Below are 15,961 nucleotides of genomic sequence, written 5' to 3' on the forward strand. Positions count from 1 at the left end.
CTACACGGCTACCTCGACGACCTCCCGCCCACCGAGTTCGAAGGGAGGTTCTACGCTACCCAGCAGGGCACCCAGGCCCTGGTTGAAATCAAATGACCAGAGCCTCCACCAGACCCAGTGCGGTTCAAACTTCGTCCTATTGGGCAGCAGTGAAGGGTTTGGGTGGGTCCGGAACTATCCTTGAGCCCAAGGAGTCGCTCGAGGGCACCGACTACGGCCAAGCGACAGTCAAGACTGACGGCTGGCACTGGACGTTGACTGGCACAGTACGAGGAATCGATAGCGCGAACAGTCAGGTGAACGGTAGTAATGAACTCGTCGACAAGCCCTTCACCCTCGAATTCGCCTGCTCGACATATGGCAGCCTGAAGCCCGGGGCGTGGGAGCCAGACGACTCGTCTGAAAATCCAAAGGCGACGCCGGGCCACGGGTAGGGAATCCGAGATTCATCCGAATGGACGAACTTCGCGCCTACTGGCGCTCGTGGGGTATCGAAGGATTCCACTCGGGCGATAGTTTCCGCAGTACCGTTCAACCGATTTGCCAGGAGTCGACCATGTCCGCCGCGCAAACCATCCGCGCCCGCCTCGTCACAGCCGGGGTTGCCCTCGTTCTCGGCGTTTCCGGCGTGATCGCCGTCGGCGGGGGTGTCGCGTCCGCCGAGAACTGTCCGACCGACAACGTGGCCTTGCTCGGTATACCCGGATCCAAGCAGGGTGCCGAACGAAACCCCGGCGCCACCGACGGACCCAGTCTCTACGGCGAGGAGGTCTGGAACACGGTGGAAGCGCTCCGCGGCACCGGCATGAAGTTCGATGCGGACCACCTCAGCTACTCCGCCGACGGTGTCGATTGGCTCTACGAGACCCATCAGACGAAGCACAACTACGAGAACTCCGCGTACAAAGGCAGCAAGGACGAAGGCTACGGTCGAGCCTTCGACTGGGTGCGAAACAAGATCGCCGACTGCGCGGGCGTCAAAGTGATCCTGGTCGGCTACTCGCAGGGTGCGCACATCGCCGGTGACCTAACGCAGACGATCCAGAAGGGGGAAGGCGGCCTCGGTGGCCCCAGTCGGCTCAAGGGCACAATCCTGCTTGCCGATCCTGCGTACAACAGCACGGCCCCGCAGGCGACCGAGTTCGGAATCGTGCAAACGCGGGGGCAAGGAAACCTTCTGCTCACCGAGGCCCAGATCAGTGATCCGAACCTCCGACTGGACGATCCGAACATGCGCGCCCGCCTCGGTCTGAAGGCCGCCGACGACGCCCGGCCGGCGCAGGGCGTCCTCGGCCGCCGAGATCACGTCTCGAATGCCTCGCCGGTTGTCTCGACATGCATTTTCGAGGATCTGATTTGCGACCATCAGGGCGATATGCACGCTGCGAGCCACAGCCACGTCCACAAGTTGTACCTGCACCCGGCGGAGGACGGAGACCAGACGGCAACGAGTCTCGCTGCTTGGTCAGCGCGCAAGCTCGCCGCCAGCGCACGATGATGAGCCGCGACACCATCCGGCGCGCAGCCGCAACGAGAATCACAGGTATCCGACGACTCCTTCCCGCAGGCGCTGCGACGACGGGATTCACTGCCGCCGGCCGCGCAACGGGGACTGCCCGGTAAGACGGCCATGCCGATCACCACCGAGGTCACGGCCACCGGGACGTGATAGGCGGCGTCGAGGATTGCCCGCAGCTTCGGCAGCGCCGAGCGGGCGGCCGGCGCCGCCCAGGTGCCGACGGCGACAGCCATCGCCGAGGCGATCAGCGTGGCCTGGATCGACACCAGGATGCTCTGCAGGTTCTCCGAGGTCATCGTGTCGGCCAGGTGGTTTCTTGCCGGTATCGCCGAGATCCCCGGCATCCTGGCCACCGCCCGATAGCGGCCGATTACGCCGGGCGGGACCGAAACCGGGACCGGGGTCGCGGCACGCCGCTAGTCTCGTACCCGAAATATCACCCGGTAGTCCCACAGGGGGGGAACATCCCATGACCGCAGATTCGTCCACCGCCGTCGCCAACCGCAATCTCGCCACCGTCGCGGTAATCCTCGGCATCGCCTCGGTCGCGCTGTTCTGGATTCCGATCGTCGCGCCGTTCGTCGGGCTGGTGGCCATCGTTCTCGGCTTCCTCAGCCGGGAGAAGATCACCCGGTCCGGCCAGAGCACGTACCTCGGCGCGGCACACATCGCGATCGTCACCGGGATCATCGGGGTGATCATCGGGGTCGTGCTGGTGGCGCTCAGCTTCGGATTCGGTCCCGCCTGACCGGCGGGCCCGGTCAGGCGACGAAGTCGTCCCAGCCGGTCGAGAGGTACTCGAGGAACGCCGGGCCGACGGATTCGTCGCACAGGCGCTGCGCCGAGACCGGCTGCGGGTCGGAGACGAACCCCGGATCGGCGAGCGCGCGGGCCGCGAAATCGTGGTGGATGATCGCCGCGGTCCCGATCAGCGCGAAGTCGGCGCCCCGCGCGGTGATCGCGGCCGCGTCGGCGGCGGACAGGATCTTGCCCGCCGCGCCGAGCCGCACGTCGCCCCGCGGCAGCCGCGTGAAATGCGACAGCAGGGTGGTGCCGGCGTACTCGGGCTCGGCGGGCGCCTTGAAGGCGTCCCAGAGCGACAGGTCCAGATAGTCGATCCGGGCCGCGCCGAGCACGTCGCGGGCCAGCGCGACGGCATCGCCGAGCGGAATCCCGTAGCGCTCGGGCGACAGCCGCAGACCGAGCTGGAAATCGGGACCGGTGGCGCCGCGGACGGCGTCGATCACCTCGAGAATCACCCGGCGCCGGTTCTCGGCGCTTCCGCCGTAGCGATCGGTGCGCTGGTTGTTGCGCGCATCCAGGAACTGGGCGAGCAGGTAGCCGTGCGCGCCGTGGATCTCGGCGCCGTCGAATCCGGCGCGTTCGGCCAGGGCGGCGGCCGCCGCGAAGTCGGCCACCACCTGCTCGACGCCGCCGGTGGTCAGGGCGGTGGCGCCCTTGGCGGGGTCATCCCACGGCGCGACGACCGGGCCGAGCGCACCGTCGGCGCGACGGCCGCCGTGCTGCAGCTGGATCGACGACACCGCGCCGGTCGCCCGGATGCCGTCGGCAAGCCGGGTCAGGCCCGCCAAGTGTTGCGGGCCGGCGGCACCGAGCTGTCCGGGGAAGGTGTGGCCGTCGTCGCGGACATAGGCCGCGCAGGTCATCACCAGGCCGAAGCCGCCCTCGCCGCGACGCACCAGCCAGGCGTACTCGTCGTCGGACAGCACCCCGTCGGGCCCGCTCTGCAGATTGGTGAGCGGTGCCAGGGCGAGGCGGTCACGCCAGGCCGGTCCGTGGGCGAAGGTCAGCGGGTCGCCGAGGCTCACTCGACGCCGATGGTGACTTCGGTGGACTTGATCAGCACGGTCGCCGGCTGGCCGACGGCCAGGCCGAGGTCCTCCGCGGCGTCCTTGGTGATCGAGGAGGTGATGATCTGGTCGCCGCCGTCGAGGCGGACCTTGACGGTCGCCATCACCGCGCCGAGATTCACCTCGACGATGGTGCCGGTCAGCTGATTGCGGGTGGACAGTCGCATGGTGTTCTCCCTACGAGTCGGACTCGGTGCGCTGGTTCTCGCTGCCCAGCTTGCTGAGCAGCCCGGCGACGTCGAGACCGGTGGTGCCCCGGATCAGTTCCAGGCTGCTGGCCAGACCCGAGCCCGCGCTGCGGGTGAGCGGGCTGACATCGTCGCCGATCAGCGTGATCGACGCGTCGGCGAGCGGTTCGGCACCGGCCCGGACGATCTCCGGCAACTTGCCGAGGACCAGTTCCAGCTGACCGACCGAGTCGAGCTTGCCGAGGGCCTCGGCGCGCTTCTCCAGGGCGTCGGCCTCGGCCTCACCGGTGATCCGGATGCCCTCGGCGCGGGCCTCGGCCTCGGCGACGATCTCCGCCTTGCGGGCGGCGGCACGCTGCTGCGCGGCGTAGAGCTCGGCCTCGGCCGGGCGGCGCACCTCGGCGTCGAGCTGGGTGTCGCGCAGGCGGGCCTGCTGCTCGGCGACCTCGTTGTCCTTCTCCACCTGGATGCGGCGACGCTCGGCCTCGACCAGCGGGCGGACCGAATCGGCCTCGGCGGCGGCGCGATCGGTCGCCTGGCGGGCGGCCTCGCGCTGGATGTCGAGTTCCCGCTGCTGCTCGATGATGGCCTGCTCGTTGGCGATCCGGCTCTGCTCGGCCACCCGGTGCGCCTCGGCACGCGACTGCGCGGCGACCGCCGCCTGATCCGAGCGCTCCTTCGCCGCCAGGTCGCTGAAGTACTGGCCGTCGGAGTCCTGGACGTCGTTGATGGAGAAGCTGTCGAGCAGCAGACCCTGATTGCCCAGGATCTCCTTGATGGACTGCGCCACCTGGTCCACCAGCGCCTGGCGGTCGACCAGGATGCTCTTGGCGGTCATGGTGCCGACGATCGAGCGCAGCTCACCGGACAGCTGCTCGGTGACCAGCGCCTTGACGCGGTTCAGGTCGTCGCCGAAGCGCGGGCCCGCCTTGAGGATGGCCTCCGGCGTGTCGCCGACCTTCACCACGGCCACGCCGCGCACCTTGAGCTCGATGCCGTCGTTGGCCGGGGTCGAGGTGTCCAGGTCGGCCTTGATCGACGACAGCTGCACGCGGGTGGCACGCTGCACCACCGGCAGCATGAACGTGCCGGTGCCGCGGTAGACCTTGCCCTGGTGCCCCTTGCCGGTACCGGTGACGATGAACGCCTCCTCGGCGCCCGGCACCCGATAGCGGGAGAGCAGCAGCAGAACGATGAGGACCAGGAGAACGACCGCGATGATCACGGCGATCAGGATCGTGGACATGGTGGTGGGTGTTCCTTTCGTCAGGAAACGGTGTCGTCGCTAGTACGCGTCGAAATCGGAATAGGGGAGCTGCTCCACGAAGTAGGCGTCGCGGTCGTCCATCTTCCCGACGACGCGGACCTTCGCGTTGTGCGGGAAGTCGCCGTCGGCGGTCACCGTGACGTGCTGGGAACCGAGCGCGGTGGTGACCTCGGCGGTGCCGAAGCGGCCCCGGGTGACCGGCTCCACGATGCGCGCCGAGTTGCCGATGATGTCCACCTCGGGCAGTTCTTCGCCGGCCCGCCACAGCCACCGGGTGATCACCCCGGCCGCCACGGACAGCACCAGCCCGGCCAGCGCTCCGGTCAGGAGCGACACCCCCGTGGACGTGTCGCCGAAGACCAGGAGCCCTCCGGCCAGGAGACCGAAGCCGGTCGCGAACGGCATGGCGATCGACATGCAGCCGATCCCGGAGTCGCCGAGGTCGAAGCCGACATGACCGAGGTCGGCGCCGATGAGGGAGATGAGAGTGAGGACCAGGCCGACGCCGCCGATGGTCAGCAGGATGATTCCGAGCACGTGACCTTCCCGTCGTCGTCGCCAGTGGTTCGTTGTCGCCTGCCGTCATTGTCCCATAGGCCGCGATAGCGCCCGTCACAGCGCCGGGCGGCTACGCTGTGGCGCATGAGGCGCCGCCTGACCGCCGGACGGTCGATCCTGCTCACACTGCTCGTCGTGACCGGTCTGCTGGCGAGCGCCTGCGGTTCCGGCGGCGACACCCAGGACCGGGGCAGCGGATCGGTGACGCCGATCGGCGAGTTCACCAGCCGGCAGGGTCTGCTGCGCCAGTACTTCCTGGTCTCGCCGAAGCTCACCGATCAGCAGATCGTCACCATCGCCACGCGGCTGCACGACGACCATCCGGAGGCGTGGCTCTGGCTGATGGACGACGACGCACAGATGCCGCAGCTCCTCAAGGCGCTGCCGGCTACGGAACGGGGTGACCTGTCCACCTACCCGAGCCTCTGGGTGGACCAGCACACCGTCGCGCACTCGGTGATCACCGTCGGCGGCGGACCGCGCCAGTGGGTGCTGTTCGCCGGGGCCGGGACCGGCACCGAGCTGGTCACCCTGCCGCGCTGAACCGCCCCGGGCCCGCTCCGGCGAGCTACCCGGGCCGCACGAAGTCCGCGCGCGCGGCGGTCACCGCCTCTCGTGTCTGGCAGCCCGCGGCGTGATCGTTCACCAGGCCCATCGCCTGCATGAACGCGAACGCCGTGGTCGGCCCCACGAAGCGCCAGCCCCGCTTCTTCAGGTCCTTGGCCATCGCGATCGACGACGGCGAGGTGCTCATCGTCTGCGGAGTCGCGACCTCACCGGCGGGCAGTTCGAAGCGCCAGAAGTACGCGGCCAGCGAGCCGGCCTCCTCGGCCAGGTCGATGGCCCGCCCGGCGTTGTTGATCACCGCCTCGATCTTCCCGCGGTGCCGGACGATGCGCGCGTCGCCGAGGAGGCGCGTGACGTCGTCGTCGGTGAACCGGGCGACCCGCTCCGGATCGAAGCCGGCGAAGGCCTCCCGGAACGCCGGCCGTTTGTTCAGGATGGTGCGCCAGCTCAGCCCGGACTGAAAGCCCTCGAGGCTGACCTTCTCGAACAGCCGGCGGTCGTCGGCGACGGGAAAGCCCCACTCGGTGTCGTGGTATTCGAGCATGCCCGGCCCGTCGGCGGCCCAGCCGCATCGGTGGTCGCCGTCCGGTGCGATGTAGAGGTCCATGATGCCTCACCCGCCTCTCTGCTATTCGTTCGTGTGTTCGACTATAGGGCGTCCCTGCGACAACCCCGGACGGCGCGCCGCATCCCTGGTACGGATGGAACCGTGACCGACATCGAGTACGACCCCCGTGACCTGATCGCCCAGACCTCCATCGGCATCCTCGCCACCCTCAAACGCAACGGATTCCCGCAGCTCTCGCCGGTGACCGCGGTCTACCACCGCGACGCGGACACCATTCTGATCTCGATGACCGACGGCCGGGCCAAGACCCGGAATCTCCGCCGCGAACCGAAGGCGGCGATCGAGTTCACCAGCCCCGACGGCTACACCTGGGCGACCGCGGAGGGGCCCGTCGAACTGCTCGGACCGGCCACCGATCCGGACGCGCCCGAGGTCGACGCGCTCGTCGAGTACTACCGGCTCGGGGCGGGAGAGCACCCGGACTGGGCCGAGTTCCGCCAGGCGATGGTCGACGACCGTCGCGTCCTCGCGGTGATCCACGTCGACCGCGTGTACGGCGAGAAACTGCGCTGACCAGGCCCCGGATCCCGCGACGGCACCGCCGGTCACGGCTCGAAGCGGTAGCCCATGCCCGGTTCGGTCAGCAGATGCCGGGGACGGGACGGGTCCTCCTCGAGTTTTCGCCGCAGCCCCGCGAGGTAGACGCGCAGGTAGTTCGTCTGCTCGATGTACGCCGGACCCCACACGGCGGTCAGGATCTCGCGCTGGGTCACCAGCCGGCCGGAATGCCGGACCAGCAGTTCCAGGACGCCCCACTCGGTGGGGGTCAACCGGACCGGCGCGCCGCCGCGGGTGACCCGCTTGGCCACCAGGTCGATCGAGACGTCGCCGGCCTCGACGACCGGTGACGGCGTCGGCGCGGCGACCACCGCGCTGCCCCGGCGGATCGCCGCCCGCAGCCGGGCGACGAACTCCTCCATCCCGAACGGCTTGGTCACGTAGTCGTCGGCGCCCGCATCGAGCGCCGAGACCTTGTCCGACGCGTCACTGCGCGCCGACAGCACGATCACCGGGACCGCCGTCCAGCCGCGGAGACCGGCCAGGACCTCGAATCCGTCCATGTCGGGAAGGCCGAGATCGAGGACGACCGCGTCGGGCGCCGATCGCGCGGCCGCCTTCAGCGCACCGGCTCCGGTATCGGCGGTGATCACGTCGAATCCGCGGGCACGCAGATTGATCCGGAGCGCCCGCAGCAACTGCGGTTCGTCGTCGACGACGAGGACGCGCCCCACGTCGGCAGGTGCGGATGTCACGTCGCCTCCTCGTCGGCCGCGTCGGCCGGTGCGTCCGATCCGACCGGCAGCTCGACGATCATCGTCGTCCCGCCGCCCGGTGTCCCGGTCGCTTCCAGGGTGCCACCGACCGCGGACACGAACCCGGCGGCGACAGCCAGTCCGAGCCCGACCCCGGAGCCCGGGGAGCGCTGATCCCCGTACTGGTGGAACGGCTGAAAGACGCGGCCGCGGCCGGCGGCCGGCATTCCCGGCCCGTGATCGATCACCGCCAGCCGGCAGCGGATGCCGCCGTCGCGCTCGGCCACCGTCGACGTGCTCAGCTCGACCGGGCCCGCGGTGTGTCCCAGCGCGTTCGCGACGAGATTCGCGAGGACCCGTTCCAGGAGTCCGGCGTCGGTGCAGGCCCACGCGCAGCCGAACCGCACCTGCGCGATGCGGTCGGCCCGGTCCGCCGCCGCGATGACCCGGTGCACCACCTCCGGCAGGTAGGTCCGCCGCAGCACCGGATGGACGACACCGGCCGCGAGGCGAGAGGAGTCCAGGAGATTGCCGACGAGTGCGGTGAGCTGGTCGACGGACTCCTCGGTCGTCGCGAGCAACTCCGCGGTGTCGTCCGGACCGAACGTGAGATCGGGGCTGCGCAGGCTGCTCACCGCGGCTTTCGCCGCGGCGAGCGGGGTGCGCAGGTCGTGACTCACGGCGGTCAGCAGGGCCCGCCGCAGTTCATCGGTGCGGGCGAGCTCGTCCGCGTCGGCGGCCTCCGCGGTGAGGCGGTCACGCTCCAGCGCCGCCGCCACCTGGCTGGCGACTGCGCCGAGCACGCGGCGTTCCCGCGGACCCGTCTCCGGTCCGCGAAGCAGCAGCGCGTAGGTCCCGCCGGAGGCCTCGCAGACGGTGGTGGCCTCGTCGCTCGAGCGCGGTGGCGCCGTCCCGACGGACGCCTGCACCACGAGTTCACCGGCGACCGCCCGTGCGGCGGCGACCGACTCCTGCTGATAGACGTCGCGGACCCGGCCGAGCAGGTCGGTCACGCCCGCACCGTCGAGCACGGCCCCGGAGAACATCGACAGCAGTTCGGCGTCGCGGCCGGCCAGCGCGGCCTCCCGGCGCCGCACCGTCGCCGAATCGACCAGGCCCGCGACCGCGATCGCGACGACGATCATCACGATGATGGTGATCAGATTGTCCGGGCTCGACACGGTCAGCGTGTATCGCGGCCCGGTGTAGAGGAAGTTCAGGAGCAGACCCGAGACGACGGCCGACAACGCGGCCGGGCCGATGCCGCCGAGCAGGGCGACGGCCAGCACACCGACGAGGAACAGCGACGACTTGCTCGACAAGCCGAGGTGCGCGTCCAGCGGCACCAGAAACGCGGCGACCAGCGCCGGAACGACCAGGGCGAACACCCAGCTCAACGGGCGATGCAGGCGCGTGTGCCGGATGTCGAGGGGCGACCTGGACGACTCGGAGTGCGTCACCATGTGAACGTCGATGCGTCCGCTGTCGCGCACCACCCCGGCGGCGACACCCTCGTCGAGCAGCCGTCGCCAGCGGGAGCGCCGGGACGTCCCGAGGACCAGCTGGGTGGCGTTGACCGCCCGCGCGTAGTCGAGCAGCGTCGCCGGAACGTCGTCGCCGACGACCGTGGTGAACACCGCGCCGCAGTCGTGCGAGAGGCGGCGCAGCGCATCGGGATCGACGACCGGGTCGGCCAGGCCGTCGCCGCGGACCACCCGCACGACCAGCAGTTCCGCGCTGGCCCGCGAGGCGATGCGGCGGGCCCGGCGAATCAGGTCCGAGGATTCCGGCCCGCCGGTCACCGCGACCACGACACGCTCGCGGGCCTCCCACGTGTCGGTGATGGCATTGGCCGCCCGGTAGTCGGCGAGCTTCTCGTCGACCCGGTCGGCCAGCCAGAGCAGAGCCAGCTCACGCAGGGCGGTGAGATTGCCCTGCCGGAAGAAGTTCGCGAGCGCGCCCTCCGCGCGGACCGGTCCGTACACCTTCCCCTCGGCCAGCCTGCGGCGGAGGGCGGCCGGCTCGATGTCGACCAGCTCGATCTGGTCGGCGCGCCGCACCACGACGTCCGGCACGGTCTCGCGCTGCGGCGCACCGGTGATCTCGGCGACCACATCGTTGAGGCTTTCCAGGTGCTGGATGTTGACCGTCGACAGGACGTCGATCCCGGCGTCGAGAAGCACGTCGATGTCCTGCCACCGTTTGCCGTTGCGCAGGCCCGGCGCGTTGGTGTGCGCGAGTTCGTCGACCAGGACGACGGCGGGCCGCCGGGCCAGGACGGCGTCGAGATCGAGTTCCTCCAGGACGGTGCCGCGGTACCGCATGCGGCGCCGCGGCACGGCCTCGAGGCCCTCGGCCATCGCGGCGGTCGCCGGGCGACCGTGCGATTCGACGATGCCGACCACGACGTCGACGCCCTCGGCGCGCAGGGTCTGCGCGCGTTCGAGCATCTCGAAGGTCTTACCGACGCCCGGGGCGCAGCCGAGGAAGACCTCGAACTGACCCCGGGTCACCGGATCGTCGTCCATTCGCCGAGCCTATCGGGCGCCGGTCCGGCCATGCTGCGCCGCGCAGTCCGGCGCGCGGTGCCCGAGCGCCAGATTGACCCCGAGCACGTCGACCCGCGGCTCCCCGAGGAAGCCCCACTGGCGCCCGCGGGTGTGCCGGTCGATGATCTCCTGGACGCGGCGCGGGTCCATCCGGAGGACACGGGCCAGGCGCGGCACCTGGAGCGCGGCGTACGCCGGTGAGATGTCCGGGTCGAGTCCGGACCCGGATCCGGTCACCGCATCGGCGGGCACGCGCGACGGGTCCACACCCTCCCGGCGGGCGATCGCGCCGCGCCGCTGGACAATCGTCGCGCGCAGGCGGGTGCTGTTGGTCCCGAGGTTGCTCGGTCCCGAGGCCGACGGATCGACGGACGGGCGGCCGTGGAGATAGCCGTCCGGGACGCCGGCCGGCGGTTGCGGATCGACGCCGATGAGCGACGACCCGGCGGGACAACCGGCGGAGTCGTGGAGGACGGAGCCCTCGGCGGTGTGGGCCGTCGCCCGGGAGAGCACCCAGACCGACGCCGGATAGCCGAGCCCGAGCACCGCGGTGAACATCACGAGCACGATCGCGCCCGCACCGAATTGCCGGACGAATCCCCGCAGGAGGTTCTTCATCGTCGATCACCCCATTCCCGGAAGCAGACGGACCACGAGGTCGATGAGCGTGATGCCGACGAACGGTGTCACGACCCCACCGAGACCGAAGACGAGCAGATTGCGCCCCAGCAGCCGCGACGCCGACCCGGCCCGGTATCGCACACCGCGCAGCGACAGCGGGATCAGCGCCACGATGATCAGGGCGTTGAAGATCACCGCCGAGGTGATCGCGGAGGCCGCCGAATGCAGGTGCATGACGTTCAGGGCGCCGAGTTGCGGGTAGACGGCGGCGAACAGGGCGGGCAGGATCGCGAAGTACTTGGCGAGGTCGTTGGCCAGCGAGAAGGTGGTCAGCGCGCCGCGGGTGATCAGCAGTTGCTTCCCGATCGCGACCACCTCGATGAGTTTGGTCGGATCCGAGTCGAGGTCGACCATGTTGCCTGCCTCTTTCGCGGCCGCGGTGCCGGTGTTCATCGCGACCCCGACGTCGGCCTGGGCCAGGGCCGGCGCGTCGTTGGTGCCGTCGCCGGTCATCGCCACCAGCCTGCCGTGGGCCTGTTCGGCGCGGATCAGCGCGAGCTTGTCCTCCGGGGTGGCCTGGGCGACGAAGTCGTCGACCCCGGCGGTCGCGGCGATCGCCCGCGCGGTGAGCGGGTTGTCGCCGGTGATCATCACCGTGCGGATGCCCATGGCGCGCAACTGCGCGAACCGCTCGGCCATCCCGGGTTTGACGACGTCGGACAGTTCGATCACGCCGAGCACCCGGGCCGGCCGTCCGGCGGGTGCCGCGCCGACGATCAGCGGGGTGCCGCCGGCCTGCGAGATCGTGGCGACCGTGGCGCCGATCTCGGGATCGATCTCACCGCCGGTGCTCTCCACCCACCGCTGCACGGCGTCGGCGGCGCCTTTCCGCAGTTCCTGCGGGTCGGTCCCGGCCACATCCATGCCGCTCATCCGGGTGGTCGCGGTGAACGGCACCACCCGGTAGCGCGGGTCCGCCCCGGACCGGGCCGCGGCGAGTTCGTCGGCGGGCAGCGGGATCACCTCGTAGCGCTCCACGGCGAGGTCGAGGATGCTGCGGCCCTCGGGGGTGTCGTCGGCGAGGCTGCACCGGTACGCGAGGCGCGCGAGGTCTGCGGCCTCGACTCCGGGCGCCGGGTGCAGGGCCGTCGCCCGGCGGTTGCCGAAGGTGATCGTGCCGGTCTTGTCCATCAGGAGCGTGTCGATGTCACCGGCGGCTTCCACGGCGCGGCCGCTCATCGCAAGCACGTTGCGCTGCACCAGCCGGTCCATGCCCGCGATGCCGATGGCCGACAGCAGGGCGCCGATCGTGGTCGGGATCAGGCAGACCAGGAGCGCGATGAGTTTCAGCGGGTCGGCCGCCGCGCCGGTGTACTGCTGCATGGCACCGGTGGCGACCACGGCCAGGAGGAAGACGAGAGTGAGCGCGGTCAGCAGGATCTGCAGGGCGATCTCGTTCGGTGTCTTCTGCCGGGCCGAACCCTCGACCAGGGCGATCATCCGGTCGACGAACGTCTGCCCGGGCTCGGCGGTGATCCGCACGACGATCCGGTCCGACAGCACCACGGTGCCGCCGGTGACCGCCGACCGGTCGCCCCCGGATTCGCGCACGACCGGCGCCGACTCGCCGGTGATCGCCGATTCGTCGACGGTGGCGATGCCCTCGACGACGTCACCGTCGCCCGCGATCACCTCGCCGGCCTCGACGACGATCCGGTCGCCGACGCGGAGCTGCGAACCGGGAACGTCGACGAGGTCGCCGTCGTCGCCGAGCAGGCGGGCGACGGTGTCGCGTTTCACCTTGCGCAGACTGTCCGCCTGCGCGCGGCCGCGGCCTTCCGCGACGGCCTCGGCCAGCCCGGCGAAGATCACGGTGAACCAGAGCCAGGCGACCACCAGCCACGCGAAGACGCCGGGATGCCAGAGGGCGAGCGCGGTGGCGATCGTCGCCCCGAGATACACGACGAACATCACCGGGTTGCGCGCCTGCTCCCGAGGAGTCAGCTTGGTCAGCGCCTGGGGCAGCGCCGCGGCCAGTTGCCGCGTGTCGAAGGTGCCGCGCCGGACCAGACCGGTCTCGGTGGCGTCATCGAGGTGGTTCACAGCATCGCCTCCGCGATCGGGCCCAGCGTCAGCGCCGGGAAGAAGGTGAGTCCGGCGACCAGCACGGTGGTGCCGAGCAGCAGCGCCCCGAAGAGGACGCCGTGCGTGGGCAGGATCCCGCTGTCGGCGTCGGCCGGTGCGTGCGCGGCGCCGGCGAGGGCCGCCCCGCCGGAGGCGACGACCGAAGCGTCCGCGGCGCCCGATTCGCCGCCGCGCGGACGCTGGTTCGCCAGCGATCCGGCCAGGGCCAGCACCAGGATGATCGGCAGGAAGCGTCCGAAGAACATGGCGAGGCCGAGGGACAGCTGGAACCAGTCGCTGGTGACCGTCAATCCACCGAAGGCGCTGCCGTTGTTGTTGGCCGCCGACGCGTACGCGTACAGGACCTGGCTGAAACCGTGGATGGCCTCGGGCGTCCCGGGCGGCCCCGGATCGATCATGGCCCCGGTGGTCGACGACAGGATGATCGCGATCGACGTGCCGGTCAGCACCAGCACCGGCATCACGAGGACGTACAGCATCGCCAGGGTGATCTCGCGCCGGGCCACCTTCTTCCCGAGGAATTCCGGGGTCCGGCCGACCAGGAGCCCGCCGATGAACACGGTGATCAGTGCGAGGACGAGGATCCCGTACAGACCGGAACCGACCCCGCCGGGAGCGACCTCGCCGAGCAGCATGTTCGCCAGTGCGGCACCACCGGCGCCGGCCGCGAGGCTGTCGTGGGCGGCGTTGACGGCGCCCGTGGAGGTGCCGGTGGTACTGACCGCGAACAGCGCCGTGCCCGGGATCCCGAAACGCAGCTCGGTGCCCTCGAGGTTCGCCCCGGCCGCCGCCGAGGCCAGTCCGGTCGGGCGCGTCTGCAGGGACCAGGCGACCGCCAGCATCGATCCCCAGATCACCGCCATGACCGCCAGTAGGGTGAGGCCCTGGCGGCGGTCGCCGACCAGTGTGCTGTAGGTGCGCGTCAGGCACACCGGGATCAGCAGCAGGGCGGCGATCTGAACGACGTTGGTCAGCGGGGTCGGATTGGAGAACGGGTGCGCCGAATTCGCGGCGAGCGTCCCGCCGCCGTTGGTACCCAGCACCTTGATCGCCTCCTGGCCGGCGAACGGGCCGATCGGACTGTGCACGGTCCGACCGTCGAGCACCGTGTAGTCGACGCTCGAGTGCCACGACTGCACGGCGCCCTGCGCGACCAGGATCAGCGCGATCAGTACCGCGAGCGGCACGAGGACACGGAGGGTGCCGCGAACCAGGTCGACCCAGAAGTTGCCCAGCACCCCCGTCCGTGACCGCGCGATCAGGCCGCGGATCAGGGCGACCGCGACCGCCATCCCGACCGCCGCGGACAGGAAGTTCGCGACCGTCAGACCGAGCAGCTGCGTCAGATTGCCCATCGTCGTCTCCGGCGAGTACGACTGCCAGTTGGTGTTGGTGACGAACGAGATCGCGGTGTTCAGCGCCATCGCCGGCGGGATTCCGGGCTTGTGCCCGTTGCCGCCGAGCACACCCTGCCATCGCTGCAGCGCGTAGAGGAGAAGGATCGAGACGAGCGAGAACGCGAGAACGCTGCCCGCGTAGGCCCGCCAGGTCTGGCCGGAGGCCGGGTCGACGCGGGCGAGTCGGTAGAGGATCCGTTCGGGCGCGGAGTGCCGGCGCGAACGGTAGACGGCGGCCATGTAGTCGCCGAGCGGCACATAGGCCACGGCGAGCACCACCAGGACCGCGGCCACTTGGAGGAGACCGGCGACGGTGTCGTTCATCGTCAGAACCGGTTCGGGCTGATGAGCGCCACCAGCAGATAGCCCGCGGTGCCCGCGGCGACCAGCAGCAAGGCGACCGTCACGAAGCCGGCGGCGGTCACCGGCCGGACCCGTCGTCGAGTCCGCGTATCGCGAGCAGACACCCGCCCGTCGCCGCCAGTGCGACGACGATCATCACCACATCCGCCATCTCGTCGTGACCTCCTGCGCGGAGGCACGGTGCCGCCGCCGATCAGTCACGCTCGTCGCCGGAGAGGCGGTGCGCCAGGGGTCTTAACGGGATCCATACGCCCGTCGACCGCTCTTTGACACACTCCTGTCACCGACGATCCTGTCACGGGCGGTTACAGTCAGGCGGGGCGTGTTCTCCGCCACAGTGCGGTCACGGCCCGACCCGACAATCCCGAGAGGAACCCCATGAGGAAGTTCACCTACCGTCGCACGGCCCTCGTCGCCGGTCTCGCCGTTCTGGCCCTGACGGCCGCGGGCTGCAGCAGCGACAAGAAGGACGACGCATCGGCGACCACGACCGCTTCGGTCACCGCCACCTCGGCGGCGGAGAGCCCGGCGGCGTCCGACACGAGCGCGTCGGCGGCGACGTCGACCTCCGCGGCGGCCGATTCGGTGACGCTCACCGGGGAGCGCGACGTCGAGGTGACCCTCACCGGCCCGATCGCGGTCAAGTACTCGTCGGCGACCGAGGCCCAGAAGAAGGACCTCGGCAAGCCGCTGACGGGTGACCACAATGCCGAGAAGCGCGACAGCGGCGTGGTGTTCCAGCAGTTCCAGGGCGGTGTGATCACCGCGAAGAACGACGACCCGGGCACCCCGGCGTACATCACCTGGGGCAAGATCCGGGATGCCTGGAACGTCGAGCGCGACGCCGAGGGCGTGCCGGTGAAGACCGGCGGCTCCAACGGTTCGGCCGGGCCGCTCGGCATCGCCACCAGCGACGAGCAGACCGAGGGCCACCTGAAGGTCTCGACCTTCGAGCACGGCAAGGTCACCTACGACACCAAGACCGGCAAGGTCACCGTGGTGGTCAACGGCAAGGACGTGCCCAGCGGCCTGTAG

At 70.3% G+C, this 15,961-nt stretch carries 18 protein-coding genes; 7 read left to right on the top strand and 11 right to left on the bottom strand.

The features are described 5' to 3' along the window. Positions 1–92 precede the first annotated feature (92 nt). From ACSEEN_RS17720 to ACSEEN_RS17735, 4 genes are all read left to right on the top strand, one after another. Positions 93–434 carry a lipoprotein LpqH gene (locus ACSEEN_RS17720; RefSeq protein WP_440713897.1) on the top strand — a complete coding sequence of 114 codons (342 nt, stop codon included), beginning with the start codon at positions 93–95 and terminating at the stop codon, positions 432–434. A gap of 122 nt (positions 435–556) precedes the next feature. Further along, complete coding sequence (locus tag ACSEEN_RS17725) at positions 557–1,498, top strand: cutinase family protein (RefSeq protein ID WP_440713898.1); 942 nt, start codon at positions 557–559, stop codon at positions 1,496–1,498. A gap of 234 nt (positions 1,499–1,732) precedes the next feature. Next, complete coding sequence (locus tag ACSEEN_RS17730; RefSeq protein WP_440713899.1) at positions 1,733–1,882, top strand: hypothetical protein; 150 nt, start codon at positions 1,733–1,735, stop codon at positions 1,880–1,882. A gap of 106 nt (positions 1,883–1,988) precedes the next feature. Continuing rightward, on the top strand, positions 1,989–2,267 hold the full coding sequence (locus tag ACSEEN_RS17735; RefSeq protein WP_298444010.1) for a DUF6223 family protein: 279 nt from the start codon (positions 1,989–1,991) through the stop codon (positions 2,265–2,267). A 13-nt stretch (positions 2,268–2,280) separates the two neighbouring features. Here the strand turns inward: ACSEEN_RS17735 and ACSEEN_RS17740 are convergent, their stop codons facing one another. From ACSEEN_RS17740 to ACSEEN_RS17755, 4 genes are read right to left on the bottom strand one after another with little or no spacing between them, the layout of a single operon-like run. Continuing rightward, positions 2,281–3,348, bottom strand: a complete 1,068-nt coding sequence (locus ACSEEN_RS17740) for an oxidoreductase (RefSeq protein WP_298444008.1) — start codon at positions 3,346–3,348, stop codon at positions 2,281–2,283. Further along, entirely contained in the window at positions 3,345–3,557 is a 213-nt protein-coding gene (locus ACSEEN_RS17745; RefSeq protein WP_247867834.1) for a TOBE domain-containing protein, read from the bottom strand. Before ACSEEN_RS17745 ends, ACSEEN_RS17740 begins: the two co-directional genes overlap by 4 nt. 10 nt (positions 3,558–3,567) lie before the next feature. Then, the gene (locus tag ACSEEN_RS17750; RefSeq protein WP_440713900.1) at positions 3,568–4,824 is read right to left on the bottom strand and encodes a flotillin family protein; all 1,257 of its coding nucleotides are present in this window, start codon (positions 4,822–4,824) and stop codon (positions 3,568–3,570) included. 39 nt (positions 4,825–4,863) lie between these two features. After that, positions 4,864–5,382, bottom strand: coding sequence for a hypothetical protein (locus ACSEEN_RS17755; RefSeq protein ID WP_440713901.1), 519 nt, complete (start codon positions 5,380–5,382; stop codon positions 4,864–4,866). A gap of 105 nt (positions 5,383–5,487) precedes the next feature. Between ACSEEN_RS17755 and ACSEEN_RS17760 the strand changes: the two genes are divergently transcribed. After that, the gene (locus ACSEEN_RS17760) at positions 5,488–5,946 is read left to right on the top strand and encodes a hypothetical protein (protein ID WP_247867831.1); all 459 of its coding nucleotides are present in this window, start codon (positions 5,488–5,490) and stop codon (positions 5,944–5,946) included. 25 nt (positions 5,947–5,971) lie between these two features. Here the strand turns inward: ACSEEN_RS17760 and ACSEEN_RS17765 are convergent, their stop codons facing one another. Continuing rightward, complete coding sequence (locus ACSEEN_RS17765) at positions 5,972–6,577, bottom strand: DNA-3-methyladenine glycosylase I (RefSeq protein WP_440713902.1); 606 nt, start codon at positions 6,575–6,577, stop codon at positions 5,972–5,974. A gap of 102 nt (positions 6,578–6,679) precedes the next feature. Here ACSEEN_RS17765 and ACSEEN_RS17770 point away from each other — a divergent pair, with 102 nt between their 5' ends. Beyond that, entirely contained in the window at positions 6,680–7,111 is a 432-nt protein-coding gene (locus ACSEEN_RS17770) for a PPOX class F420-dependent oxidoreductase (RefSeq protein ID WP_298444001.1), read from the top strand. A 32-nt stretch (positions 7,112–7,143) separates the two neighbouring features. Here the strand turns inward: ACSEEN_RS17770 and ACSEEN_RS17775 are convergent, their stop codons facing one another. Genes ACSEEN_RS17775 through ACSEEN_RS17800 form a run of 6 tightly spaced genes read right to left on the bottom strand, consistent with a single transcriptional unit; the run spans position 7,144 to position 15,030 of the window. After that, on the bottom strand, positions 7,144–7,851 hold the full coding sequence (locus tag ACSEEN_RS17775; RefSeq protein ID WP_283255295.1) for a response regulator: 708 nt from the start codon (positions 7,849–7,851) through the stop codon (positions 7,144–7,146). After that, positions 7,848–10,379, bottom strand: coding sequence for a sensor histidine kinase (locus ACSEEN_RS17780; RefSeq protein ID WP_440713903.1), 2,532 nt, complete (start codon positions 10,377–10,379; stop codon positions 7,848–7,850). Before ACSEEN_RS17780 ends, ACSEEN_RS17775 begins: the two co-directional genes overlap by 4 nt. 9 nt (positions 10,380–10,388) lie before the next feature. Then, the gene (locus tag ACSEEN_RS17785; protein WP_440713904.1) at positions 10,389–11,018 is read right to left on the bottom strand and encodes a potassium-transporting ATPase subunit C; all 630 of its coding nucleotides are present in this window, start codon (positions 11,016–11,018) and stop codon (positions 10,389–10,391) included. Positions 11,019–11,024: 6 nt separating this feature from the next. Beyond that, positions 11,025–13,124 (bottom strand): potassium-transporting ATPase subunit KdpB, encoded by a 2,100-nt coding sequence (gene kdpB, locus ACSEEN_RS17790; RefSeq protein WP_440713905.1) that lies wholly within the window; start codon positions 13,122–13,124, stop codon positions 11,025–11,027. Further along, positions 13,121–14,887, bottom strand: coding sequence for a potassium-transporting ATPase subunit KdpA (gene kdpA / locus ACSEEN_RS17795; RefSeq protein WP_440713906.1), 1,767 nt, complete (start codon positions 14,885–14,887; stop codon positions 13,121–13,123). Before kdpA ends, kdpB begins: the two co-directional genes overlap by 4 nt. Before the next feature lie 2 nt (positions 14,888–14,889). Further along, positions 14,890–15,030 carry a potassium-transporting ATPase subunit F gene (locus ACSEEN_RS17800; protein ID WP_440713907.1) on the bottom strand — a complete coding sequence of 47 codons (141 nt, stop codon included), beginning with the start codon at positions 15,028–15,030 and terminating at the stop codon, positions 14,890–14,892. Positions 15,031–15,304: 274 nt separating this feature from the next. Between ACSEEN_RS17800 and ACSEEN_RS17805 the strand changes: the two genes are divergently transcribed. After that, on the top strand, positions 15,305–15,961 hold the full coding sequence (locus ACSEEN_RS17805; protein WP_440713908.1) for an LGFP repeat-containing protein: 657 nt from the start codon (positions 15,305–15,307) through the stop codon (positions 15,959–15,961).

The organism is Gordonia marina (genome assembly GCF_052036135.1).
Lineage (GTDB): Bacteria > Actinomycetota > Actinomycetes > Mycobacteriales > Mycobacteriaceae > Gordonia.